The sequence below is a fragment of the Paenibacillus sp. FSL R5-0341 genome, from assembly GCF_037975235.1.
In the GTDB taxonomy this organism is placed as follows: Bacteria; Bacillota; Bacilli; order Paenibacillales; family Paenibacillaceae; genus Paenibacillus; species Paenibacillus amylolyticus_A.
The window spans coordinates 2,563,718-2,588,026 of sequence record NZ_CP150241.1 but is presented as its reverse complement, the minus strand read 5'-3'; the positions used below and the strand labels follow the sequence as shown (position 1 = coordinate 2,588,026).

At 45.3% G+C, this 24,309-nt stretch carries 23 protein-coding genes; 5 read left to right on the top strand and 18 right to left on the bottom strand.

The genetic code is table 11. The annotated features are described in order from the left end of the window. Nucleotides 1–33: 33 nt before the first annotated feature. From MKX75_RS11890 to MKX75_RS11875, 4 genes are all read right to left on the bottom strand, one after another. Nucleotides 34–492 (bottom strand): OsmC family protein, encoded by a 459-nt coding sequence (locus MKX75_RS11890; protein WP_339169709.1) that lies wholly within the window; start codon nucleotides 490–492, stop codon nucleotides 34–36. 20 nt (nucleotides 493–512) lie between these two features. Further along, entirely contained in the window at nucleotides 513–1,280 is a 768-nt protein-coding gene (locus MKX75_RS11885; RefSeq protein ID WP_076330796.1) for a DeoR/GlpR family DNA-binding transcription regulator, read from the bottom strand. A gap of 137 nt (nucleotides 1,281–1,417) precedes the next feature. Then, nucleotides 1,418–2,548 (bottom strand): NADH-dependent flavin oxidoreductase, encoded by a 1,131-nt coding sequence (locus tag MKX75_RS11880; protein ID WP_076330795.1) that lies wholly within the window; start codon nucleotides 2,546–2,548, stop codon nucleotides 1,418–1,420. Nucleotides 2,549–2,734: 186 nt separating this feature from the next. After that, on the bottom strand, nucleotides 2,735–3,412 hold the full coding sequence (locus MKX75_RS11875) for an SOS response-associated peptidase (RefSeq protein WP_062833981.1): 678 nt from the start codon (nucleotides 3,410–3,412) through the stop codon (nucleotides 2,735–2,737). 245 nt (nucleotides 3,413–3,657) lie between these two features. Between MKX75_RS11875 and MKX75_RS11870 the strand changes: the two genes are divergently transcribed. Both MKX75_RS11870 and MKX75_RS11865 read left to right on the top strand, forming a co-directional pair. Further along, nucleotides 3,658–4,161, top strand: a complete 504-nt coding sequence (locus tag MKX75_RS11870; protein ID WP_076330794.1) for a hypothetical protein — start codon at nucleotides 3,658–3,660, stop codon at nucleotides 4,159–4,161. Between the two features lie 43 nt (nucleotides 4,162–4,204). After that, nucleotides 4,205–4,876 (top strand): hypothetical protein, encoded by a 672-nt coding sequence (locus tag MKX75_RS11865; protein ID WP_076330793.1) that lies wholly within the window; start codon nucleotides 4,205–4,207, stop codon nucleotides 4,874–4,876. Nucleotides 4,877–5,018: 142 nt separating this feature from the next. On the opposite strand, the gene MKX75_RS11860 is transcribed toward MKX75_RS11865, so the two are convergent. The 4 genes from MKX75_RS11860 to MKX75_RS11845 form a co-directional block, all read right to left on the bottom strand. Beyond that, the gene (locus tag MKX75_RS11860) at nucleotides 5,019–6,929 is read right to left on the bottom strand and encodes an AraC family transcriptional regulator (RefSeq protein WP_339169705.1); all 1,911 of its coding nucleotides are present in this window, start codon (nucleotides 6,927–6,929) and stop codon (nucleotides 5,019–5,021) included. A gap of 214 nt (nucleotides 6,930–7,143) precedes the next feature. Then, complete coding sequence (locus MKX75_RS11855) at nucleotides 7,144–9,690, bottom strand: glycoside hydrolase family 2 protein (RefSeq protein WP_339169703.1); 2,547 nt, start codon at nucleotides 9,688–9,690, stop codon at nucleotides 7,144–7,146. A 246-nt stretch (nucleotides 9,691–9,936) separates the two neighbouring features. After that, entirely contained in the window at nucleotides 9,937–10,968 is a 1,032-nt protein-coding gene (locus MKX75_RS11850; RefSeq protein WP_076330790.1) for a LacI family DNA-binding transcriptional regulator, read from the bottom strand. Nucleotides 10,969–11,155: 187 nt separating this feature from the next. Next, entirely contained in the window at nucleotides 11,156–12,103 is a 948-nt protein-coding gene (locus MKX75_RS11845; protein WP_076330789.1) for a DMT family transporter, read from the bottom strand. 165 nt (nucleotides 12,104–12,268) lie between these two features. Here MKX75_RS11845 and MKX75_RS11840 point away from each other — a divergent pair, with 165 nt between their 5' ends. Further along, a complete protein-coding gene (locus tag MKX75_RS11840; RefSeq protein WP_339169701.1) occupies nucleotides 12,269–13,144 on the top strand; it encodes a LysR family transcriptional regulator in 876 nt (291 codons plus the stop codon). A gap of 42 nt (nucleotides 13,145–13,186) precedes the next feature. On the opposite strand, the gene MKX75_RS11835 is transcribed toward MKX75_RS11840, so the two are convergent. The 5 genes from MKX75_RS11835 to MKX75_RS11815 form a co-directional block, all read right to left on the bottom strand. Beyond that, on the bottom strand, nucleotides 13,187–13,393 hold the full coding sequence (locus tag MKX75_RS11835) for a hypothetical protein (protein WP_062833974.1): 207 nt from the start codon (nucleotides 13,391–13,393) through the stop codon (nucleotides 13,187–13,189). A gap of 30 nt (nucleotides 13,394–13,423) precedes the next feature. Then, complete coding sequence (locus tag MKX75_RS11830) at nucleotides 13,424–13,906, bottom strand: tetratricopeptide repeat protein (RefSeq protein WP_062833973.1); 483 nt, start codon at nucleotides 13,904–13,906, stop codon at nucleotides 13,424–13,426. Between the two features lie 425 nt (nucleotides 13,907–14,331). Next, nucleotides 14,332–15,189: a heme o synthase gene (cyoE, locus tag MKX75_RS11825; protein WP_062833972.1), complete on the bottom strand. Its 858-nt coding sequence runs from the start codon at nucleotides 15,187–15,189 to the stop codon at nucleotides 14,332–14,334. 159 nt (nucleotides 15,190–15,348) lie between these two features. Beyond that, complete coding sequence (locus tag MKX75_RS11820) at nucleotides 15,349–15,915, bottom strand: hypothetical protein (RefSeq protein ID WP_083679435.1); 567 nt, start codon at nucleotides 15,913–15,915, stop codon at nucleotides 15,349–15,351. Nucleotides 15,916–16,160: 245 nt separating this feature from the next. After that, the gene (locus tag MKX75_RS11815; RefSeq protein ID WP_339169698.1) at nucleotides 16,161–16,505 is read right to left on the bottom strand and encodes a DUF3243 domain-containing protein; all 345 of its coding nucleotides are present in this window, start codon (nucleotides 16,503–16,505) and stop codon (nucleotides 16,161–16,163) included. Between the two features lie 243 nt (nucleotides 16,506–16,748). Between MKX75_RS11815 and MKX75_RS11810 the strand changes: the two genes are divergently transcribed. Continuing rightward, nucleotides 16,749–16,958: a hypothetical protein gene (locus MKX75_RS11810; protein WP_339169697.1), complete on the top strand. Its 210-nt coding sequence runs from the start codon at nucleotides 16,749–16,751 to the stop codon at nucleotides 16,956–16,958. 1,116 nt (nucleotides 16,959–18,074) lie between these two features. Further along, on the top strand, nucleotides 18,075–19,067 hold the full coding sequence (locus tag MKX75_RS11805) for a WG repeat-containing protein (protein ID WP_076330785.1): 993 nt from the start codon (nucleotides 18,075–18,077) through the stop codon (nucleotides 19,065–19,067). A gap of 263 nt (nucleotides 19,068–19,330) precedes the next feature. Here the strand turns inward: MKX75_RS11805 and MKX75_RS11800 are convergent, their stop codons facing one another. From MKX75_RS11800 to MKX75_RS11780, 5 genes are all read right to left on the bottom strand, one after another. Then, the gene (locus MKX75_RS11800; RefSeq protein WP_062833968.1) at nucleotides 19,331–20,248 is read right to left on the bottom strand and encodes an NAD(P)/FAD-dependent oxidoreductase; all 918 of its coding nucleotides are present in this window, start codon (nucleotides 20,246–20,248) and stop codon (nucleotides 19,331–19,333) included. Between the two features lie 159 nt (nucleotides 20,249–20,407). Further along, nucleotides 20,408–22,039 (bottom strand): S-layer homology domain-containing protein, encoded by a 1,632-nt coding sequence (locus tag MKX75_RS11795; protein ID WP_339169696.1) that lies wholly within the window; start codon nucleotides 22,037–22,039, stop codon nucleotides 20,408–20,410. Between the two features lie 215 nt (nucleotides 22,040–22,254). Continuing rightward, on the bottom strand, nucleotides 22,255–22,854 hold the full coding sequence (locus MKX75_RS11790) for a nitroreductase family protein (protein ID WP_076330783.1): 600 nt from the start codon (nucleotides 22,852–22,854) through the stop codon (nucleotides 22,255–22,257). Between the two features lie 150 nt (nucleotides 22,855–23,004). Continuing rightward, complete coding sequence (locus MKX75_RS11785; protein ID WP_076330782.1) at nucleotides 23,005–23,259, bottom strand: hypothetical protein; 255 nt, start codon at nucleotides 23,257–23,259, stop codon at nucleotides 23,005–23,007. 137 nt (nucleotides 23,260–23,396) lie between these two features. Beyond that, nucleotides 23,397–24,260: an AraC family transcriptional regulator gene (locus tag MKX75_RS11780; RefSeq protein ID WP_254847809.1), complete on the bottom strand. Its 864-nt coding sequence runs from the start codon at nucleotides 24,258–24,260 to the stop codon at nucleotides 23,397–23,399. Nucleotides 24,261–24,309 lie beyond the last annotated feature (49 nt).

Genomic DNA, 24,309 nt, shown 5'->3' with positions numbered 1-24,309 from the left:
AATGACGACTTGAATCGTCTATTCTTTAGTATATCACACCGCGCTAGCTCCAGTGGTAACAATGACTGGCTGTGTCTGCATCTCGACATTACCTGCCACCGCTCGGGAGATCATGCAGGATGATTCAGCCTTGTGTGCCAAGCGCTCGGCTTTGGTTAGATCCGCCTCGGAGGCATCTGCGCTGAGCACGATCCGGGGTCTATGTACGATCCGTTCGTACGTAAACACGTTATTCGTAACATCTACCGTCGCTTCCGACTCCAGCGTCAACTCATCCGGCGTAATATCTGAACGCTCCAGCATCGCTGCCAGCGTGATCAAGTAACAAGTGGAGGCTGCACCCAGCAGCATCTCGTCCGGGTTGGTTCCCGTACCGGGTCCGCCCATCTCCTGCGGAATCGATATGACTGTTTTTAATCCACCTGCATCAATGGTTCCCTCACTGTTACGTCCACCATTCCATACCGCTTTCAGATGAAAAGGATGTTTCATGACATTCATTCCTTTCTGATTTACACACGTATACACGTAATATTTTGTTCGATCAATGCGCTAACCTGCTCTTCGTCTACACCCTGATCTGTAATCACTTTCCCCACACTGCTCATCTCAGCAACTCTGGTAAAGGCCTGGATGTTAAACTTGCTGGAATCTGCAAGTAAAATGACCTCATCCGCAATATGGATCATCTTTTGCTTCACCAAGGCCTGCAATTCATTGGATTCACTGATACCTTTGGTCAAATGCACACCTTTGCAAGACAGAAATACTTTATCCACATGGTAAGCATCCAGCGAACGTTCCGCCAGCGGTCCTACAAAAGACAGTGATTTCGAAGCCAGTTGCCCACCTGTGGCAATCACACGAATCTGCTCCTTGTTACTCAGCTCTGCGGCGACCTTAATCGAGTTGGTTAATACCGTCAATGGAATGTTCGGCAATCCTGCCGCCATATACCACGCCGTTGTACTTGCATCCAGGGCGATCCGGTCGCCGGATTCCACCATTTTCACCGCTTCGCTTGCAATTCTGCGTTTCTCTTCTGCATGGGCTACAGCTCGTTCCGGATACGGAATCTCCGACTGTAACTCTTCCTTGTATTTCACGCTGACCGCCCCGCCATGGGACCGTCTTAGCCTGCCCGCCTGTTCAAGCTTGTCCAGATCACGACGAATCGTCTCTTCCGTCACCCCGCAGCGCTCACTAAGTTCGGTCACACGCATGCTGCCTTGCGTATCCACCCATTCCACTATTTTCTCATACCGTTCAGCTACGAGCATATTCCTTCACTCCAAACCGTTGATTATCCAGTTGATCCTGTTCCTCCATCATACCACAGTGCGATCACTAGGAGAATTTGGACCACGTGCAAAAAGAGGGAGCTTTCGCCCCCTCCATTCCAGTTCTGAAGTGTATCTTATTTATCTTCTGCCATAGGGAACCAGCCCGGCGTGTGGATGATTGCATTCCACAATCCGTCAGGAATAACCAGACGTTCCTGATCGGACTTGGTCAGGATCGTTTCAATATCCTCTTCCCGTCCGCTCTCGATTTTCTCAACCCAATCCGGTTCGATAATCAACTCACGTCCAATGGCAAGCAATGGTACTCCCGTTTGAAGCGCTTCAGCAGCCTCAGCAGCTGTATGAATCGCACCCACCCCGATCACAGGCAATTTGCCGTTCACACGATCCAGAATAAATTCGATTCTTGAACGCGTATCTGCTTCGCCACGTCTTGGTTTGGACCAAAACTCGTTCACAGAGACATGAAGGTAATCCAGGTTTTTATCTTTCAGCGCATCCACTAGTAGGTACGTTTCTTCCATCGTGAGTCCCGGTGTTTCCGGTTCTTCCGGGGAGAAGCGATAGCCAATGATGAACGGCAGTTTCGTATGTTCGGCAACAACTTTCTCAATCTCGTCCACTACAGCAAGCGGGAATGTCAGACGTTTCTCTACACTTCCGCCCCAACGATCTTCACGTCGGTTGGAATGCGGGGAGAAGAATTGCTGGATCAGATAACCGTTCGCACCGTGAATCTCAACACCATCAAATCCGGCTTCGATTGCACGACGTGTCGCTTCACCAAAGTCTTTGATAATGGAAGTAATCTCAGCATCCGTCAATTCTCTTGGTTCAGGAGATCCTGGACGCTCACTCGCAACTGCACTAGGAGCAACCACTTGACCCGCAGGTACAGCTTGTTCCGGAGTCAGACGGCCCGCATGGAAAATTTGCAATACGGCTACAGAGCCCTGTTGTTTAATGGTATCAGCCAGTTTCTTCAGACCAGGAATGAAGCGGTCATCATAGACGCCAAACTGAGCCGGGAAACCAATCCCAGTTTCTGTTACATGCCCTACAGCCGTAATCGACATGCCGGCACCACCGGTGCGACGTGCATAATAAGCAAGTTCAGCATCGGAAATAGTACCATCAGCATTTGAGGACATATGAGTCATCGGAGCGAGCACGATACGGTTTTTCAGTGTAATGCCAGTCGGTAGTGAAACTTGTTCGAACATCTGGTTAAACTTTGGATTCATTCGTGGTTCCCTCCTGATTATAAATATCTCTTTTAATAGATATATGAATATATGCGTTCACTTACTGTAATGATTATAGTTACGTTTCACCGCAATTGCAACTCTTCATTTTCAGAAAGGAAAAAAAGAGCAGAGTGTCTTCAGACTCTCGGCCCCCTCATCTTCTTCACTCTATTCAAAAGATTTTCAGAAACTCCGAATGTAGGCCAGCTTCTGATCCATCTCTTCCACGCATTCGAAACAGTCGTGTTCGTCATTGGCAACCATCGGTGTTACGGGATACAGATTCATCTCTGTACTGTTATAGGATTTGATCAGCGGCAGTAACTGAGTCACTCGTGTATTGGCAGGATCAAGCCAGGTGTTGATCTCTTCTTCGGAGAGAATGGCTGGCATTTTGCTGCCAAATTCGCGTGTAACCATGTTCGCGCCTGTCATAAGCATCGTGCAGGTCCGAAGCGGTTCTTTCCGTGTGTCTTTCCATACTTCATATAAACCAGCAATGCCAAACAAGCCACGATCTGGCATAACAACACGAACCGCATAACTTTTTTTGCCCTCTTGCCGCCAATAATACAGTCCGTTGCAAGGAATAACGCAGCGCTTGGTCTCTACCAGTTTGTAATAGGAGGGGTTTTCATGCACGGTCATGAGATTCGCGTTAACCGCATCGCGGCCCCAGAATGGAATGAAGCCCCACCGGAACTCATCCAATACACGCTCACCATCCTGATGCAAAATGATCGGTGTATGCTGCGTTGGGCTGATATTGTATCGGTTTTTGTAATAATACATCACTCGCTGAATCTTGAAATGATCTCTGACTTCGTCCAGATCGGCTGCCAATGAAAAACGGTTGCACATGCTCAAGCACTACCTTTCCCTGTGTAAGTTGGATGTATTGTTTGTAACTTTAGGGAAATTATGCATGCACATCGAACAGAAAATGACTTATTTTGACACCATTATAGTCTGATCAAGATATATTTCATGTTTTTCACGACAAAAACAACGACCTCCGACTCATTTCAATCCAACTATTAGTTGTTACTATAATAGAGAATAAAATACATTTATTGGATGTTTTAAGTATGAAAAGGAAGTTTTTAATGAGCATCATGTTGTTCTCGGCGATTGCTATGTTCGGCAGTACCATCTACGCGGCAACCTTTCTAACCTACGGTTATCCCAGCACCACCATCCCCATTCGCACGTATAATTACGCCTCCGCATGGCAGACCCCTATGGACGCTTCCCTTGCCAACTGGAACAATGCAGGTGCCAAAGTTCAATTCACCAAAACAAGTAACTCTCCGAACACCATCACCGCAGGAAACTTCAATAACACAGCATATGGTGTCAACTACGCCTCCGTATCCGGCAGTCAAGTTGTAAGCTTCCGCATCGAACTCAATGCATCCACGATCACCCCTGACGCGACCAACTTATCCAACTTCATTCAAAGCGTATTCGTCCACGAACTCGGACACTCCGTATGGCTAGGTGACAACCCGACAACAAGCAGTCCTTCCATTATGTCTTACTCCCGCAACCGCAATTCCATGACCCAACCCCAAACTTTTGATATCAACAACGTAAGATCCAAGTACTAATCCGCTACGAACTCATTCCAAAATCCAAGGAGGATTCCTGTCCATGACCAAAAAACGAGTATTAACGATTCTTCTCTCTTCCATTTTCATTCTATCTGCTGTTGGTTGCTCTTCTGTTACACCTACCGCGTCCCCGTCCGATGCACCCTTGACCATCATTGCTTCTGAAGATTACCCGAGTTATACCAGCATTGGCGACCTGTCCGAGAGAGCCAATACCATTGTGAAAGGCAGTGTGGTTGAGACTCGAGTGGAAGCTTTAAACGATATCGTACAAGCTACCAATGCTGCGAATGAAAACGAGTTAAAGCCAGCGTCCGATCCGGGCGGAGAGCCGTCTTCTTTTGACAAAATCTATACGATCCACACGATTCAGGTCGCTGAATCCTATAAGGGCGGTTACACTGCCGGGGAACACATTGAAGTGAAGCAACTTGGCGGACAATTAGGTAACACCGAGATTATTAATGATGACAACCTCAAGCTGATTCCTACCAAAGACTATGTGCTTTTCCTGGAAACGTATGAAGACACCCCTGCCAGCTTGCTCAACTCCGTTCAAAGTCTCTACGTAATCAAACCTGCCGCCAAGTCGAACCAGCCAGGTCAGCAACAATCACAATCGGAAGTCATCGTGAGCGCAAACCCCGAGAATGACCTCACACTGCAACTGGAGGATCTGCAAGAAATTCAAAACGAACAAAAGAAACAATAACCAATATCTTTTATACGGCAATCACACCGCTATTTCTTCTCCGTACAGACAGCTAGTCCCCTTCTACTGTTCAGTCCTACATAAAAAATATGAAAACCGTGCTGCTCAGCAAACTGGGCGGCACGGTTTTTTTTGAAGTTTCTTACTTAGACGGTGTATTAAGTCCAACAATCCATTCAGCCAGATCCTGTGTCTGTTTCAACAAGGCGATAGGGTCACGGAACCAAGATTGTTCTTCCGTCCATATGTACACTTTTCCATTTTTGATAGCAGGCAATGAACCCCAGATTGGATCAGCCTGAAGCTCTTTCAGCTGAGAGTTACTGGTCAGCACAATGTAATCTCCGGCATATTTTGAGAGCAGTTCTATGGAGAATTCATGATAAGCGCCCTGCATCAACTCGGATGGAATGTTCTTTGGTGCTTGCAATCCAAGCAATTCGTAGATGTTACGTCCTCCCCGGCCCGACTGATTACCAAAAATGAAGACTTGGCGATCATATTCCTGCATAACGGAGAATGTAGCGTCAGCTGGAACAACACTCTGCACCTCCTGCTTAATTTTGGCAATCTCCTCATCGAAATCAGCCAGCCACTTCTCTGCTTCCGCTTCTCTGCCAAGGACTTTACCGAAATAGTTTACTTCGTCCTTCAGTGTTGGGAAAGTGATGGATGCGATCGAAACGGTTGGAGCAATCTTGCTGTATTTCTCATAAGCGGCCTTGTCCGGATTCAATGTAATAATGAGATCCGGCTCCAGCTCCATCAATTGTTCAACGGAATCCCCTATCGTTTCAAGACCATCCATGTGACCTTCCAGATAAGGACTGTTCATTAGAAATTGGCCTCCACCAATCGGTTTGACACCAAGAGCAAGCACCGTTCCCAGATAATCTATGGCAGCAACTCGCTCCGGATGTGCAGGAATTTCTACCTCACCAAAGGTCGTATTCACCATTTGGGTTTCCACGACTGCCGGTTGTTCGGGTTCAGCCGCAACTTCGGATGTTTCTGCCCCCTGCTGGGCTGTTCCACAAGCACTCAATGTGAGTACAAGCGCAAGAGATACTATCGCTGATTTAAAATGGTTAAACATGTTGATTTCCTCATCTCCCTCATATTGATAATGATTATCATCATCAATTAAAGGATAACGTTCCTTTCTCTCTGTTACAATGGATTCATTTGTTGCATTTGATGCACTTTTCGAAACTGATTTCGAGTTTGCCTGCTGCTTCATCCGATATTGTCCCGGTGTGATCCCAGTCTCTTTTTTGAATATACGATTGAAATAGAACGGGTCCATATAGCCCACATACGCAGCAATCTCCTGTAATGAAGCTTCCGTGGATGCAAGCAGACTTCTTGCCTCACCCATTCGTAACCGAATCACATATTCTGTCGGTGTACATCCCGTCTGTTCCTTGAATTTGCGTGATAAATATTGCGGACTGTAGCTCAAGGACTGGGCAAGTGAATCAAGCGAGATGGCTTCCCGGTAATGAGCTTTGATATATCGCAATACCTGATCGGTAAGCGAAGGCTGCTGAACTTCGTTAAGCATGCGATTCCGTTGTAGCAATACAAGCTGTACCAGTTGAAAGAAGTACACTTTGACCTGAATTTTGCCCACTTGCTCCTGCCCTGACCAGCATTCATATATATTCCGCACAAGCTCACGTAGCTCAAGTGCATGATCCGGCGCTGTCGCCCAGGACTCCTCAAACGGATTACGCTGGTTCAGCATCATTCGGTACTCCACCAGCACATTGGAGGGTAACGTTGATTTGTACAAAATCAGATGTACCTCCGTAGCCCCGGTCGCTTCAAGTGTCAGACGTCTTCCTTTTCCCCCGTGAAGTAGCAAGAACTGGCTTGTAGACCACACCTCTTCGTCCAGCCACACCTGTCCCCTGCCTTGAACATACACAAATGCACTGGTCGGTAACACATAATTTCGCATGAACTCGTTTGTTGCCAGTGATATTAGACGGACATCAAGCACGCGAACCTGAACCTGATCCCATAGCTTGATGTCATTCTGAATTCCCATATAGTCTCCCTTTCCTAAGCAATCAAACACCACAACACTCTGGCATTGTGACTAAAAAACCACCTATAATTGATAATGATTATCAATTATAGCAACATTGAAGCTGTCTTTGAAGTCCACTTCTGATTTGGTTTAGTTTGTTTTCGGTGCTCCAACATAAAAAAGGTCGAAATCCCTCATAGAGAGATCTCAACCGTTCTAATGTTACGCCTTATTATAGTTTGATAAAGTCAGCCATGGAACGAACTTGAATGAGTCCTGTATTGGAAACCGCATCGGCAGATTGCAGCCCTTCTCTGGAAGTGAACTGCACTTTCACCGGAATACCGGGAATGAGGTCGAAGAAATTGTCCGAGAATACGCCTTCCGCTTCGGAGGAAATCCATACCTGTTTGGCAAGCACATCACTTTCCAGTTGAAGATATTTGCCATCATTTTCAGTAACCTCAGTTACTTTAATTTGTACAGGCTGCAATGCAATATCTTTGGACGGTGCAAAATAATGCTCCTGCACAATGTCCGCTGCTCCATTCTGCTTCAGATCCAGGCGGAGCAGCGTTGTTGCTGCGTCATGTCCTTCGAGCCATTCAGCCTGGCTCAGGGACAATACCTGTTGACCCGAGTTGGAAGCCACTGTTACTTCATGCTCTTCTGCACGGTACACCGTGCCATCGAATCCAATCAGTCGTACCTGCAATTGACCCTTCACTGGCTCAAGCTGATCCGAGATGACATAAATATCCGTTGTATCTTCCTTGGTTCCGTCTACGGATACCAATACATCACTGAAGCTACGTTTCGCATAATACTGCAATGCTTTCCAGCGACCAAGGTAGTCCATACCGGCCCATGAAGCCACCGGCCAACAGTCATTCATTTGCCAGTAAAGCGTGCCCATACAGAATGGTTTGCGGCGACGGTGCGCTTCAATCGCTGTCTTCATCGCTTCCGCCTGAAGTACCTGGCTCATATACAGGAACGATGGGAAATCTTTCGATTCATGCATGTACATATCCATGTACTGTTTGATCAGACGATTACCTGCCCCGTTCTTCTGATGCGCAAGCATGACTTCCGATTCCAGAGCCAGATCCTCTTCTTCTGCATAAGTCCGAACTGACTTGTACTCCGGGAAAGACTGGAATCCGTATTCACTCATGAAACGACCTACATGCACGTTATAGTTTTCAAACGGTTCTACATTGTGCCACACACCCCAGTAGTGAATATCGCCTTCGGCCGTGGACGGGTGAGCATGCTGCTTCTCATCCCCTGACAGTGATACAAGCGGTGAAGAAGGCCAGTAATCTACACCTGGAGCATACGCTTCAACCACTTCTGGCAGCAGATCATGGAAGATGGCTTCATAATCGGCCCAGATGCTTTCACGCTGCTCGACAGTAAATTCCTTCTTCCAGCCCCAGCCACCATTCTCAACATAGTGAGCCCAAGCCGAATCAATCTCGTTATTTCCACACCAAAGTGCAATACTTGGATGATTGCGCAGACGTTTCACGTTATCAATGGCTTCATGTCTCACACTGTTCAGGAATGCTTCGTCTCCCGGGTACATGCTACATGCAAACATGAAGTCTTGCCATACCAGGATGCCGTATTCATCACACAGTTCATAGAAGTCATCTTGCTCATAGATCCCGCCACCCCACACACGAAGCATGTTCATATTGGACTCGGCAGCAGATACAATCTCATGTCGATAACGTTCACGAGTAATTTCGGTGATGAAGCTATCATTCGGAATATGGTTGGCCCCTTTGGCAAAGACCGCAACACCGTTTAGTTCAAAGTAAAAGGATGCTCCCGCTGCATCTTTCTCACGTACCAAGCGAATAGAACGAAGTCCTGTCTTCACTGTAGATTCAGCCACAGCTCGCTCACCTTGAAGCACTTCTGCAAGGAAGGTGTACAGATGCGGATCACCGAGTCCACGGCTCCACCATAATTTCGGTTCATTAATGGAGATTGGAATTTCCACCGTCTGAATTCCGGGCTGTAGTGATACGGACCTTTCCCATCTCTGACCATCTGCGCCGATACGAATGACCGTATCTACCGCTTGTGATGTCTCGACTTCCACAACAGCCGTTAATGAAGCTGAGGTAGCGCTCACTTCATTTTGCTGGATATACACATCATTGATTCGTACCTGTGTCCAACCTTCAAGACGTGCTTCACGCCAGATCCCACTGGTTACAAAGCGCGGACCCCAGTCCCAGCCATAGTGATATGGAGCTTTACGGGCAAAAATACTTACTCTCTTATCGCCAAGTCCGCCGACATCGGACTGATCATTGGATGCTGGCAATGCATAGCCGAGCTTCTCCAGCTTCGGCAGATCTTCCTGAATCGGAGACCGAAAACGTATTCGGAGAATGTTGCCGTTCCCCTTCAATACGGTCTTCACATCTGCCTTCCATACCCGAAACATATTATCTGCTGATAACACATGCACATCATTCACATACACATCCGCATATGTATCCAGACCATCAAACACCAGTTCCAGATGTTCCTGCGAGAACAACCCTTCAGCCACATCAAATTCCGTCTGATATTCCCAATCTATCTTATCAATCCATTGTACTTCCTTCTCGTTCGTTTCATAAAAAGGATCTGGAATCTTGCCCAGCTTCAGCAAATCTGTATGCACACAGCCTGGCACCTGAGCCGGCATCCACTCTTGATCTTCGCAAGCCTTGAACGTCCAATTCTGAAAAACATGTGATTGTATTGTGCTCATGACAGCCTCCATTGTTGTTAGAGTTGTTAACCAATATTCTGTTAGGTTTTGTTAGCATAAAAATAAATAACTTACAAAACAAAATTAACACGATATGCTTCTCGTCGTCAATCTGTTTTGTGATTTAATTTGTTAAATGGTTTCTACATATCAAAAAGACATGAAGCTCCAACCTCTCCATGTCTCTCATCTGAGTTTATTTACCTGTATGTCGTCGTTAAAATGATCCCATGAGTGCATACCTCATTACTGTATACTGGCGTTATATTCATCTCGAATAATCAATTCCGAATAGATCAGCTTGCGTTCATAAGGTTCATCCAGATGTTCGATTCGCCACAACAGCTGATCTACCGCTCTCGTGCCCAGGTTCTCTTTGTTAATATGCACCGAAGCGAGAATAGGCTCATCTGTCTGCGTATTGTCAAACCCGGTTACGGCACAGCGTTCAGGTACCTGAATACCTCGGCTTCGAAGTGCCTGAAGGACAATAACAGCCGTATGATCATTCGCACATACAATCACTTCAGGGATATCCTCAAGCTTCATTTCAGCAATAGATCTCCGGATCTGCTCATACTCTGGTCCCAGTAAGTCTTCTTGCTGATCCCCCTCCAACTGCTTCTCTTCCAGCACCGTACGATATGCAAGCCAGCGTTCTCGAAAGCTTGCTGCATCAGGCAGTTGCCCGGCAAACTGGAACCTTCTGTACCCTTTTCCTACGAGCATGAGAACCAATTCTTTCATACATTTCATATTGTCCGTAAAAACCGAGTCTGCGTATATGGCGGGGTCTTCATGGTCCACCATCACAAGCGGAATACGCAGCCTGTATATCTCCAGCAATACCGATATCGAGATCGTGCCCACGGTAATGACTCCGCTGATCGCTTCTGGATTAAGAACCGAGAACATCCGATCTGAAGAGGGTTCTGTTAACGTTAAAATATCCAATCCCTTCTCATTCAGCCTATCCGAAATGCCATCGAACACAGGCCCCCAGTACAAGGAAGATCGATTCTGAGAACGAATGTTAGGAAACAAAATCAATACAGTGCCTTGCCGCTCTGCTTCTGGTTTCATCTCTGCTGACATCGGTGTCTCACCCGGATAACGCTTCGGTTCGGTTCTGAAATACCCGAGCTGCCCCGCCGTTCTGACAATCATCTCGCGTGTATGTTCACTTACACCAGGCTTGCCCGTCAACGCACGCGAGACTGCGAATTTGGACACCCCCGCAGCATCCGCAATTTGCTGCATCGTTACTCTTTTGGCCATCCTACTCACCCGTTTTTCCTGATTTTCCATTCAGTGTAGCATAAAAAACAAAAATCAACAAAACAAGGTTAGGTTATTCTGATTTTGTTAGGTAGTCATTTAGCTGTTACACAAGGTATTCGACATAACAAAAAAGACCCTCTCCTCACCTTCCATAGAAGATGACGAAAGGACCTTTGTCCCTTACTTATACGCCCGGTGCTCCCTGATCGCCAAGTTCCGACTGTAAAGCCGGACGTTTTCTACGCCAGAAGATAGGCTGTGGAAGCTTGATCTCTGTAATTAGAACACCGACCAACATCAGCGCTGCTCCGACATATCCTTGCAACGTTAGCGACTCCCCTTGAAAGGTAAATGCAAAGGCTGCTGCAAACAGTGGTTCGAGTGAAAAAATCAGACTCGTTCTCGTGGGTGAAGCATGACGCTGCGCGAGCGTCTGCAAAATATACCCCAATCCGCTACACAACACACCTAACCCGAGAATGGCTGCCCAAGATTCAGCCGTATCGGGCATACGTGGCGTTTCCAGCATGAATGTAGCCGCTATTCCCCACATCGCCGCAACACCTAATTGCACCGTTCCCAATGTTAGCGGATCATGCTTCGGTGTGTACTTGCCAGCAATCATTATATAGATCGCATACACGAGTGCTGCAAGAATGCACAGAATATCTCCCGTGTGCAGACTCAGCTCATGTTGAAGCGTCAGCAGCCCAAGCCCGGTAACGGCAACCAGGATACTGAGCGTCAATCGTTTGTCCGGCATACGACGATGCTGGATTGTCGTCAGGATGGGTACAAAAATAACGGCCAAACTTATCAGAAATCCCGCTTGGGATGTCGTTGTTCGTTGCACACCGTAGGTGATGAATACAAATGCAGCGAATAAAGCTGTCCCCATAATGGCGCCTGCCACAAGTGTTCTACGATCCATGTTAAACAACCGCCGATGAAAAAGAAGCCCTGCCGCAATAAAAGCAATTCCGAAACGAAATGCGACTAGATTCAATTCTTGCATGGACTCCAGGCCCGATTTCATAAACAGATAGGATGATCCCCATATGACCGTTGCGAGCAGCATCTGTATGTCCGCTCTTCTTGTTGCCTGACCTTGATTTACCTGTACACCATTCATCTTGCTTCAACCTTCATTCTATGTATTCTGAGCTGTGAGATCGTGCGTCAAACTAACTCGCCTTGGCAAGTATAAACGATCTCTTTGCATTATAAAAATGAATATTTATAATAGATTATATGAAATAAATTCATGCATTTGAAATCGGAAGGAACGGAACCATTCATGTCACTGATCAAATACGAAATTTTGAATACCGTTGTCGAATATGGCAGTCTTACCAGAGCAGCAGAAGCGCTGAATATCACCCAATCCGCAGTCAGCCATGCCATCGCCAGTCTGGAGACAGAATGTGGTTTCTCACTGCTCCATCGCGGCCGCTCCGGTGTGCGTGTTACCGCTGAAGGTGAACGTATTCTGGGATATACCCGTGAGATTCTACGCTGGACGGAACTGATGAACCAGGAAATCTCCCTCATTCGCGGCGCGGAGATTGGTACGGTGCGTATTGGTACATTCGCCAGTGTATCCACACAGTGGCTGCCTGGTATTCTGAAACAATTTCGCCTGCGTCACCCAGGAATTGAGATCAAACTGTGGGAAGGCGATTATGCTGAGATTGAAGGCTGGCTGGCCGGAGGCGCCATCGATCTCGGATTTCTGTCCCTCGGCGATTCATCGCCTTTTGAGACCATCCCATTGCAAAAAGACAGGATGATGTGCATCCTGCCTCTGGATCATCCTCTCGCCTCAGAGGAGTCTGTTTCATTTGATATTCTACTGGAGCAACCCTTTATTCTGCCTAAATGGGGCGGAGATAACGAGATTGAACGACTGATCCGGCAGCATGCAGCCAAGCTCAATGTCGTCTATGAAGTAGCCGAAGATCAAGCCATCATGGCGATGGTCCGCAACGGCCTCGGCATCAGTCTACTTCCGGAAATGGTACTTCAAAATCATACCGATTCGCTTGCGCTCGTGCCACTCACTGGAGATCCTTATCGTACGATTGGCATGGCCTGCCCATCTTTGGGCAATCTATCGCCAGCTACGCTGCGCTTCATTGAAGAGGTGCGACAGTGGCTTGCCCTAGCCATGTAAATTGGGAGATCGGACTAATTGTGTCGTTATGATCGATTTCTCCTATCCGTTACTCACGTTACTCACAAATTGTATAACACCGAGGGTCAGCAGCAGAACAGATATAACCGCAATCGTGATGCCAAAACCAATCAGAAAGCGCACGCCAGGTGAGCGTTTGTTCTGCTGACTGCCTCCCAGATTATCCAATTTCCGCTCAATTTGATCCAATCTTTCATTTACCTGTTTCAGTTCTTGATTGGAGTTCATTCATCCATCTCCCTTTTCGGTGTATTGGATCTATTCCCACACCCGATCCAGCTGATCTGCGTAGAAACGGATCGCTCGGTTATAGTCATGGATTCTCTTGTCACTTGATGTATCGGCGAGTTGCACGAGTAGTCTTTGCATCGCCTCTGCATGTTCACCCAGATTGTAGAGCACCATGGCATAGAATACCTCAAATTCCCGGTACGTCGGGAACTCTTTCATGCCCGTTTCAAACCAAGCCTTGGCCTGCTCATACTGTCCAAGCGTACGATATGTACTGCCCAGTCCGAGTATCGCGCCTGCCCTGTCCTCACCAGAAAGCCCAAGACTCAGTGCCTTCTCATAATGCGGGACAGCTTCCCGCTCCAATCCAAGCGAATCATGTGCCCAAGCCAGCTGATACCAGACATTCGCATTCTCGGGTTCCTGCATCGTTATTTCTTGCAGAAGCTCAATCGCTTCATGCACCTTGCCTTCTTGTCTCCATCGCACAGCCTGTTCCAAATTACTCATGGTGTCACTTCCCATCTTGCATTATAATTCCCACATATATGATTCAATTGTTTTATTATACCAAAAAAAACACACCAGAGAATATGTTGTAACAACCCAAGGTTGTCAACGCTATTCCATAGTGTGTTTTTTCATTCGATGCAGCTTGTTATAAAAAATGGACTAAAGCATATTTCCACTGGACACTTCGATGACAGAACAACCTTCCGATCGCTGTTATCCCCGGATTTTTCGAATCATTTTAACAAAGGTGAAAATCCGGGGATAAGCGTATGCTTTCGATGCAGCTTTCTTTCAGAAAGCTTTTAGGCGAACGCTTTCGCTTCTTCAGGTTTTTTCTGCCCTCTCCGTTTTGTGTAAATGTTTAGTTCAATTTATATAGCATAAGCTGAAATCTCTCTGAAAACGATCTGTTCATCGTCTAATTATGACCATACCGTATTCGCGACCATGACAATAAATACGAGCATGAGATAATTAACCGAGATCAGAAAGTTCACTTTTGCCCACTTCTCATCATCCTGTGTCTTCAGTCCGCTAAGTGTATGCACGAACCAGATCAGTCCACCGATCAGAGATACAATCAGAAATACCAGACCAACATAGTCGTAGTAATACAACAGGAATACGGCAGGAAGTAGCAGAAAAACATAAGGAATCATCTGAAGCTTGGTGCGTTTCACCCCTTTAACCACAGGCAACAACGGGAAACCGGCAGCACGATACTCCTCCACCCGGCGAATACCCAATGACCAGAAGTGTGGTGGTTGCCACAGGAACAAAAGCGCAAAAAGCAACCAGGCACCTGCATCAATTTCATTTGTTACAGCCGTATAACCGATGACAGGCGGCATCGCTCCTGCAATTCCACCCAGTGACGTGCTCCACGTCGAACTGCGTTTCAACCACATCGTGTATATCACGATGTAAGCGAACCATCCGAGTAAAGCCATCCAACCTGATAACGGATTCACCAGAAGATACAGTACTGCTAGTCCCACAACACCGAGGATAATGCCATAGCCAAGTACAAACCCTGGCTTCAGATGGTTGATGTAATCCATCCTTTTTTTGGTGCGCTCCATCTTTTGGTCCAATTCACGATCCCAATAATTGTTGATCACACAAGCTGAAGCAATAACCAAAGTTGATCCAATCACGACCATGAGCAGAGATAACCAGTTGATATCCCATTTTGAAGCTACCCAGAATCCTACCGCCACCGCAAACACATTTAGCCTTAGAAGTCCGGGTTTGGTTAATGCAATCATGTCTTTAAGCATGAGGCTCCTCCTGAACTATGTAAAAACGCCATTCCAATAATGATACATGTACCTACCATTAATTACAATCGCTTTCATGAATTTGTCATAACCAAAAAGCATCCCTCACCGTTCCAATGAACAGGAGGAATGCTTGACTGATCAATTTCATCTCATTATTTATGGAATGTATTGTTGCACAATTTTAGTAACTTTTCCGTCCTGCACCGTCAGATGATACGGGAATACGGACAGATCAAGAATACGGGTATTCTCATACAACGTTTCAAACTTGGATAATGTCACAGGTTCATTCCACTGGATGTCTGCGCCCTGCATCGTACCATCCCGATCATACAACTGCATCAACACTTCAGCATTGGCACTAACTTCAACCTGTTCCTGCTCTTTGCTGTCATTAACAATATAGTAACCATCTGGAGCACCATCTATACCAGCTTCTGGATTACGCTGTGCAAAAACCGCATCGGCTTCTTCACCTTGGTACCAGCCAATTTTGTCCACTGTCATATACAACTTGCCATTCTCTTGGTGCAAGCCTTCTACATAGGCTGTAAACATCTCGGAGTTTGCAGCTTGAGCTTCTTTCGCAGAAGGTTGTTGCGCTTCCGTACTACCTTGAGCATTCGCAGGGGTAAGCAAATATGTAGTCAGCACAATCATACCAAGTAAAGCAACAACTGCACCGATCATTCGTAGTTTCCATTGTTTTGTCGCGTTCTTCATAGGTAACATCTCTCCTTAATATGAACGTTACTATTCCTTAACCGGAAGTCTTGCTTCTCAAACGCTCATGTGAACTATCGATTCCAACGTTCTTTCTTTTCCTATCATACTTGCAATAGGAACTGTAAAAGTATCAGCCAGATTAAAAATAGTTACAACGCGCGTCATCACTTCTGTCTATCGTCTTCGTGAACGGCAAAGAACCCTTGAAGGCATCGCCATTCAGGGCTTTTTACTTGCTACTCTTAATGAGAGCTTTGTGCCAATCGAACGAGCATATGAGCCAGCATGTGGCGTTCATCTTCCTTACCGACATTCCACAGCTCCTGAAGCAGTTTTTCTTCACGATTACGAGGTTCTTCCCGAGCTGCCAGATAATCTGCTACTTTTTCGGCGATTTTGGCCATCTGTTCCTCGCTGAGTCCAATGGATTCTCCCATGGCGATTCGCTTACTCAGGTATGCTTTGAATGCATCAAAGTTCTGTAAGATCTGTTCTCTTTCTTCTGGCGCAATCTTCTCAATTGCATTGTCCACCTTGTCAGTAGAAACTTGGCCATCTTTATGGATGACATGATTTTGTTCACTCATATGAAATTACCTCCTTGAAAGTAATCGTTCATTGGATTTATGCAACATGTGTAACAATAGCTTGTTATCTATAATATAAACGGCTTGCCCAAGATTAATCAGTCCATTTCTATCCTGTAAGTGTCCTGATCTTCGAGCATCACGTTTCAAATGAGTTCCAGTGGTTAATCGTTTACATATACGTAATGGTGTTTGGATATGTTAAGAAACACCTGAACATTACGGAACAAGGAGGGATTTCCCATGAGCGACAAAGCCAAACATGAGAAAACAAATGATGAACTTGAACCAGGCGTGAACACGGTTATCCACCCAGACAAGCAGAATCCCGGGCCAACCGATATGATTGAAGGTGTCGTTGGCGATATCGTAGAAAACATTCGCAAAGATTTCTCACATGATTCGAATGACAAGACGCCTTCTTCCAAGTCAACGGATTCATCCGGTAAATAAGTGTGATTCTTTTCTCCATATCAAAAGATAGCTCAAAAAGTCCTCCTGCCCCATGCATGGCTTGAGAGGACTTTTTGAGTTGGCTTCATCAATAAAAGCTTACACTGAAGTATCCGTATTATATTTCAAGGTTCTCATCAAAACTCGAGCACTCTATACTAGCAGTTTGCAACTGGGGTCTAAATTTGAATACTCTTGGGATTAACTTTCGATAAAATCAGTTATTCTTATATCTTAGGGAATTGATGTTATATAATTGATGTTTAATAGTTTTTTGTTTTCTATTTGTATGAAATGTTGTAAGGTTAGAACAATAAATGAGCAAAAACGGATACATAAAATTCCAGTAGAAATTAAGTATTTAGGTAATTCTTCAAAGTTATATGAAGTTTAAGCCCCGTTTGGGATGCACTTGTAGACATACATATCGAAATCGGTTTTTCAGATCTACTATGCATAACACGTTGTCCTTCTGTAAAAAGGAGAAAAAAAAATTTGAAAGTGCGATGCAAGATTTCACCCTAAAGAGTCCATAAAATGGTTGTGCGAAATTGATAGGTATCCAATTTTTGACCAGCCTAAGAAGATTTCTACGAGATAAGGCTTCGCATATGACGTAGCATTGTTATTCGTTTCCAGTGGGAACATCGATGCACCGAAAAGTAATAAAATTCGAATAATTCGTTTCGTTTGGAATGCACTGATAAGATGCCCCACTGCGGTATAAGGGTCCATAACAGGGGAGCAGATATATACCATGAGTCTGTCAAACCACAACTTTCATGAAGCGAAGGTACAACCCGATCGTAAAAATCGGTATAGTTCTGACTTTTTCCTTATTGGAATTGTTAGAATGAATCAAGATTACATAAGACGCACTCAACCTCTTAACCACGGAATTCTTTGGCCATTGAAGCAACTATATACGAATTTATATGTGCTACGACAGGTTTTGGAAAGTAAACATGTCATTGGTTAGACAAATCTTTTGTGGTTTGTAAATATTTAGGTTACCCCCCCTGGATAAGGACTACCTCTACTGGAAGCGGGTTTGTTCATTTATAAGTTAAAAGTGACAAATATTAAAATTAAAGAGAAACAACTGGAGGGTTAAGCGTGAGAATTAAATTAAAATTAGCACTACTGCTTTCTATTTTTACCATTCTATTATCTGTATTGTACATTCCTACTCAAGTTTCCGCGAGCAAAGGAGTCATCCAAACGATTAAAATAAAACCGGGCGAAACGAAGAAGCTCAAGGTTCCCTCTCATTATACGAATAACACCAACGAAACAATGTATTTACTCCCCCGAGCTTATTTGTCCGGTTGGGGTGACGCTGGAGCTAACATGGTTTTTATCACAGGAACGCCAGCGATACTAAAATTGCTGCCGGGCGAAGGTGGTGCATTTTCGTATACCGTTAAATTCGCTGAAAAGGTGAAACCTGGAAAATACTTGATGAATTTCTCAGTAAAAGAAGTCGGTGGCGGTGTGTTCAACGAGTTTACCATCGAATTTATCGTTGGATCTGTAGAACCTTATATCCTAAAAATCTATACCGATGATCCTCACAATCAGAAGCTATATGTTTACCAAAGTAGCCAAGGGACTTATGGCTATGTTGATAAAAACCAGAAAATCATCATTCCAGCTAAATTTCAGACAGCCAAACCATTTAACGCAAAAGGGGCAGCTCGAGTGAGCGCCAACGGAAAGTACGGGTTCATCAATAAAAAAGGAGCCTACTTAATTAAACCGCAGTTTGACGAAATTGACGATGCTGGATTTCATGAGGGATTGGTCGGAGTGAGGGTCGGAAAGAATTGGGGTTTCATTAATGAAAAGGGAAAAGTTGTTGTGAAGCCTAAGTATGCTTTAACCTCTTTTTATACGGAAGGGTTAGCTGCTGTATATCTACACAATGGAAAAGGCGGATTCATTGACAAAAAGGGTAAAATGGTCATTCCCGCAATTTATAGTGATGTAGTCGGTTTTCATAATGGCCGAGCTATTGTTTATAAAAACGGAAAGGCCTATTACATCAACAAAAAAGGAAAAATAATCAAAGAGGCTACCGACATTCTGAAGTGGGAGTATGACGAGTAAAAAAATTTTATAAACAATAAAGTCCATCCCATTGGGGATGGACTTTATTGTTCCACAGACTAGAGAGCTTCTCTATAAATACCGAAATCATTCATTGGCTTGCATCTTCGTTCAATGACAACTCAAAACCGTCATCGTTTTAATACAGGTTCAAGAACGATCCACTGATGTCCTTGGTATGGAGGATATTACGCTCATCTAATTTGGTTGCACTGAACATATTTTTATAAAACATACTTCAATCATCTTTTAAAAATTGAATTTCAAAGTGAATCCTTTGTCATCTGCTGTAACGCCTTATGAATCCAGATCGCGGCAATGGAACCCTCACCCATCGCAACCGTTGCTTGCTCTGCATGTAAACCCAGATCTCCGGCAATCCATACATTCGTCGCTGCCTGTAAGCTGCGCGGATCGGCTTCTACATGTTTATTATCTGCGATTACAGCTCCCAGCTGCTCTGCCAATTCATAGTGCACCCGATTGCCTCCAAAAGCGATAAAACCACGCTCCGACTCAAAGATCTGTCCATCTTCGGTCAGAACACCAGTGATATGTCCATCCTCAATCTGCTGTACTTCCTGAACCGCTGCTTCCAGATAACGAACGCCCGCCTCTTTCATGCTACGATGAAGCTCTGCAGATATGGGGGCCTGCTCATGATTGATATATAACAGATCATTCGTACGTTGAATTAAAATCATCGCCATATTGGCACCTGCTTCACCAGATCCCAACAAGACTGTACGTTGATCCTGGATCTCATAGCCGTCGCAATCAGGGCAGACATAGACTGTTCGGCCAAGCGTAGGGGTTAATCCTGGAATGTCCGGAACTCTATCTGAAAGCCCCGTTGCTAATAGCACGGTTTTACTTCTATATTCAGATCCTGAAGTACCGAATAATTGAATCTGCTCACCCTGACGGCCCGCTTTAACGATTCGGTCTTTCTCAAAAGATACACCGGTTCGTTCTGCCTGCAACCTGCCTCGGGCACGGAGTTCTTCACCGGACACCCCATCGGGGAACCCAAGAATATTATGATACGTCCGACACAACGTCGATCTGCCCTCTCCCGCATCGATCACCAACACCTGATGGGCCGAATAACGTCCAAGCTGAATGGCTGCCTGAAGCCCTGCGAGCCCTCCACCTACGATTATGCAATCAACCTCTCGCATGCTCCTTCTCCTCCTGAACATATATTTTGTCCTTCTATACATTAAACCGTTCTGTCAAACTTAACGCGTCCTCTTATTGCTTATCTTATACCAAAATAAACAGACCCAAACCATCCGCTGGAATCACGGTTCGTTTGAGTCTATCAGATTCATCAATATTTAGAAGTTATAGGATTCAAAACGTGATGCATTCGAAATGGCGTTCCATACATCGGCTGTTTCGCCGCCCATATACCAGTATGCCAGTCCAGCAATTTGCCGTTGCTCACTCATCAACACTTTAGCTGATAACGAACGGCTTTCCTCTGCCCATATATATCTTGGCATACCGTTACTGTTGTACCCAATAATATATTGAACCAGACTTGCATCCCATCGTCTTACAGATCCCGTGGCATGTGCACGCGTTCCCTGTTCTGCCAGTGTAATGTCCCAAGAGCTGGTTGCCGGATTCACTGAAGACCAGTCCCGTGTATATAGCGGCAGGGCCAAAATCGTTTTGGCACGTACTACTTCAGAGAGCATAGTATCCAATGCCTTTTCCACCCATGGAAGAGACGCCACTGATCCTGCTTTCGGATCACCGTTCCAGTGTTCCTCGTATCCCATCAGCACCATATAATCCGATACAGCACCCAGTTTGGCATAGTCAAATGCATCCGTCCAATCTGTACCGAGGTCTGGCGATACATCCACAGACACTACTGCACCCAGTGCGTGCAACGCAGCCGTCAAGGAGGTGACAAATGCCGTTAACCCTTCACGATCCGCAGGATCAACATTCTCGAAGTCGACGTTGATGCCGTCCAATTTATAGGTTTTGACATAGGAGGCTACCTGTGAGATCACTGCCGCTCGGTTGACCGAACTGGATAACATCTGATGGGTGAGTGCCGAATCGGAACGATTACCAAGCAATGGCCATAGCTGCCTGTCTGTGGCGGATGCCCAGGAGATCAATGCCGGGTCGGCGTGATCTGTTACTTTCATACTGCTGTTCAGGAAAAACCAGCGCGGGACCAGCGTATTCACTTCAGACTGCTCCACTTGTTTCTTGAATTCAGCTGTAGTGGAGTTATATTGCCACCCCAGCTGAACGCCGAGCTCATCCCCACGTTGTAACTGCTCTGACCATGTTTTCTTTTGTAAAATGGCATCGAGCATGACGGCTGCTTCTTCGCGCGTTACCTGATCATGTGGTCGGAATACGCCCCCGCTTCCCTTCATCAGTTCAAGCTGATATACCGTCTGCACATAAGGGCGTGCCCAGTCCGAGATATCAGCTGCGTCAAAATAGGTTGAAGACAAGAGTGATGTCTCTACGGGTTGTTGTTTTAACATTCGAACAAGTAAAGCAGCCGCTTCTTCACGCGTAATGGAAGCATTAGGCTGGAACGTTCCCTGACCCTTACCCTCCAAAATAAAAAGATTTGTCATGGCCGCAACGTTACCGTAATACCAAGCATTCATGCTTATATCCTGATAGGGATTAATATTATTTTTAACCGGCTTCAAACCTAGCAATCTCACCGCAAATGTCGCAAATTCTGCACGAGTAACGGCTTTCTTCGGTTCAAACGTAGTCTCTGACGTACCGGCAGCAATGCCTTTGTCCACCAAATGTGTAATGGCATCCTTGGCATAACTGGTACGCGTATCCTGAAACTGTTGATGTACGCTTGCAGCCTGAACGGGAGAACTGTATCCAGCCACCGATCCAAGAGCTAATATCCCGCATAAAGCAATTTTCCATAAACGTTGGTTCGTTATGTCTTTTAATCTATTATTCACATCAAAAAGCCTCGCTTCATTGGATTACGATCAACTATCATCGTATCAAATTGAAGCGAGGCCGTATGTGGTTAAATGTTGGGAAATGCGAAGCTTACTTAAAGCAATTTCATAACTCATTGAAATGAATTTATGTAACTAGATATAGACAAATTGAAACATTTTGATCTATATCTAGCCTTGATTGAAGCAGCTAAAGGTATTATGAAATTGATTTATTTGTGTACTTTTACGCGCTCTTCAATCGGTTGGAATTCTTTCTCACCCGGTGCTGCTGTTGGTTTACCAAATGGCATCTGAGCGATCAATCTCCAGTTCTCAGGAATGTTCCATTCTTGTTTAACCTTCTCGTCAATCAACGGATTGTAGTGCTGTAAAGATGCACCCAGACCTTCTTGTTCCAGAGCAGTCCAGATTACCAGTTGCAACATACCGTTGGATTGGTTAGCCCAGATCGGGAAGTTATCTGCATATGCTGCAAAATTCTGTTGAAGCTGTGCAATCACATTGTTGTCTTCGAAGAAGAGAACCGTACCATATCCACTGCGGAATCCGGTCATTTTCTCAGCTGTGGATTTGAAGGCTTCTTCATTACCTACCACTTCACGCAAAATTTCTTCTGTGTGATTCCACAATTTATCATGTTGTTCACCGAGCAATACAACGGCACGGGATGTTTGTGAGTTGAAGGAAGTTGGTGTATATTTCACCGCTTCTTCTACGATTTCCTGGATTTTAGCATCCGAAATTGTAGATTCCTTGCTGATTCCATAATAAGATCTTCTGTTTTTCAACGCATCAAAAAAAGTAGTCATTCTTATTCGCCTCCCAAAATGGTGTTTTTCATTGCCAACATAGTAACTATAATATAGTAACATACATTAGTCAACAAACTAATTTATTTTCACTAAATATACATTCACCGAAAAATACTTCAACCTCTTTGCTCAAAACAGCAATTGTAATTACCCTTCGCTCGCCTTTTTGCGATAATCCGCCCGGTATTTCTCTTCGGTAGACGAGTTGCTTTTCGTCTGATCTTTATTCTTCTCTTCCTGAGCCTCCATATTCAGATCTTCCATCGGAATTGGATCTACAGTCTGTTCTTCTTCATGTCGGTCAAGCAAACTTTCGTGCTCCGTCTCATATTGTTCGGGATTGTCATGGGATCGTTCCTGACGGGTATCGCTGTTATTCTGATCCGGTGTGCGCTCTTTCATTCATGATCGCCTCCTCTGGTTTCATTACCCTTTCTTTACCTGTTCTGCCTGTCCTCTAAACAAGGTGATGTGCATTTCCTGAAAGAAAATCAACAAAAAAAGCCAACCAGACAAGCTGGTCAGCTCACAGAAGACTTCTATGTTTGGCGATGCAATTGGGAACGATACAGATCAGGCGAACATCCCACACTTTGTTTGAACATCCGGCTAAAATGCGAAAGGCGTTTGAAACCGGACAATCGACTCGCTTCTGTCACGGTGATTTCCGGCTGGAACTGAAACAACAGCTTCGCCTGATTGATGCGACGGTCATACAGATATTTGAATATCGTCAGCCCTGTCATTTCCTTGAACATGCCTGCCAGATATGGCTTCGACAGATGTAATTCCAGTGCCAAATCATCCAGACCAATATCCTTCATATAGTGCGTATCCACATAACGGATAATGTGCTGCACATGCCGCTCCCTCTCTGATGAAGGAAGGTGTTCTTCTACATCTCCCTGGCAGATCTCTGCTATAAAATACAACAGATCACACAGCCGCACATTCATGCGCTCCTGCCTGTAACTGGTGTGACTTTGAGACAGTTGATGAAGATCATGCAACAATGCTTCGAATTCAGAACGGGTCTCTCCCGTCAGATTGACTCGGCAATTTCTGAGTTCTTCAAATGGCTTTAGCACCTCAACCATGCGGTCCGCATGCAGGCTGCTGCGAATGGCAGAAGGATCAAAATGCAGTGTACTTCGCTCATAAGCACTGCCGGGTTTCGGATGCGGTCGATGAAGAGTCAAGCCATGCATCAGCACCAGATCACCCGGCTCCAGATTGTATACCCGGTCTCCTATAATATAGATACATTCTCCAGCATGAAAATAATAAATTTCATAGTGTGGATGTGAATGGAATCCATCTGACTTGCCCGGATTGTACGTGCTAGTGGAACGGTAGCTATACTCTAGTGGAGCACTAAATTGCATCATACTCGGCACATTCATGCACCTCCTGTTCGGGAGAGGGAAATGACTCCAGTCATGCCCCTATAGG

What these genes read in the sequence shown, in the direction of transcription:
- MKX75_RS11890 (WP_339169709.1), bottom strand. Translation starts at nt 492, where the DNA reads ATGAAACATCCTTTTCATCTGAAAGCGGTATGGAATGGTGGACGTAAC.
- MKX75_RS11885 (WP_076330796.1), bottom strand. Translation starts at nt 1,280, where the DNA reads ATGCTCGTAGCTGAACGGTATGAGAAAATAGTGGAATGGGTGGATACG.
- MKX75_RS11880 (WP_076330795.1), bottom strand. Translation starts at nt 2,548, where the DNA reads ATGAATCCAAAGTTTAACCAGATGTTCGAACAAGTTTCACTACCGACT.
- MKX75_RS11875 (WP_062833981.1), bottom strand. Translation starts at nt 3,412, where the DNA reads ATGTGCAACCGTTTTTCATTGGCAGCCGATCTGGACGAAGTCAGAGAT.
- MKX75_RS11870 (WP_076330794.1), top strand. Translation starts at nt 3,658, where the DNA reads ATGAGCATCATGTTGTTCTCGGCGATTGCTATGTTCGGCAGTACCATC.
- MKX75_RS11865 (WP_076330793.1), top strand. Translation starts at nt 4,205, where the DNA reads ATGACCAAAAAACGAGTATTAACGATTCTTCTCTCTTCCATTTTCATT.
- MKX75_RS11860 (WP_339169705.1), bottom strand. Translation starts at nt 6,929, where the DNA reads ATGGGAATTCAGAATGACATCAAGCTATGGGATCAGGTTCAGGTTCGC.
- MKX75_RS11855 (WP_339169703.1), bottom strand. Translation starts at nt 9,690, where the DNA reads ATGAGCACAATACAATCACATGTTTTTCAGAATTGGACGTTCAAGGCT.
- MKX75_RS11850 (WP_076330790.1), bottom strand. Translation starts at nt 10,968, where the DNA reads ATGGCCAAAAGAGTAACGATGCAGCAAATTGCGGATGCTGCGGGGGTG.
- MKX75_RS11845 (WP_076330789.1), bottom strand. Translation starts at nt 12,103, where the DNA reads ATGAATGGTGTACAGGTAAATCAAGGTCAGGCAACAAGAAGAGCGGAC.
- MKX75_RS11840 (WP_339169701.1), top strand. Translation starts at nt 12,269, where the DNA reads ATGTCACTGATCAAATACGAAATTTTGAATACCGTTGTCGAATATGGC.
- MKX75_RS11835 (WP_062833974.1), bottom strand. Translation starts at nt 13,393, where the DNA reads ATGAACTCCAATCAAGAACTGAAACAGGTAAATGAAAGATTGGATCAA.
- MKX75_RS11830 (WP_062833973.1), bottom strand. Translation starts at nt 13,906, where the DNA reads ATGAGTAATTTGGAACAGGCTGTGCGATGGAGACAAGAAGGCAAGGTG.
- cyoE (WP_062833972.1), bottom strand. Translation starts at nt 15,189, where the DNA reads ATGCTTAAAGACATGATTGCATTAACCAAACCCGGACTTCTAAGGCTA.
- MKX75_RS11820 (WP_083679435.1), bottom strand. Translation starts at nt 15,915, where the DNA reads ATGAAGAACGCGACAAAACAATGGAAACTACGAATGATCGGTGCAGTT.
- MKX75_RS11815 (WP_339169698.1), bottom strand. Translation starts at nt 16,505, where the DNA reads ATGAGTGAACAAAATCATGTCATCCATAAAGATGGCCAAGTTTCTACT.
- MKX75_RS11810 (WP_339169697.1), top strand. Translation starts at nt 16,749, where the DNA reads ATGAGCGACAAAGCCAAACATGAGAAAACAAATGATGAACTTGAACCA.
- MKX75_RS11800 (WP_062833968.1), bottom strand. Translation starts at nt 20,248, where the DNA reads ATGCGAGAGGTTGATTGCATAATCGTAGGTGGAGGGCTCGCAGGGCTT.
- MKX75_RS11790 (WP_076330783.1), bottom strand. Translation starts at nt 22,854, where the DNA reads ATGACTACTTTTTTTGATGCGTTGAAAAACAGAAGATCTTATTATGGA.
- MKX75_RS11785 (WP_076330782.1), bottom strand. Translation starts at nt 23,259, where the DNA reads ATGAAAGAGCGCACACCGGATCAGAATAACAGCGATACCCGTCAGGAA.
- MKX75_RS11780 (WP_254847809.1), bottom strand. Translation starts at nt 24,260, where the DNA reads ATGAATGTGCCGAGTATGATGCAATTTAGTGCTCCACTAGAGTATAGC.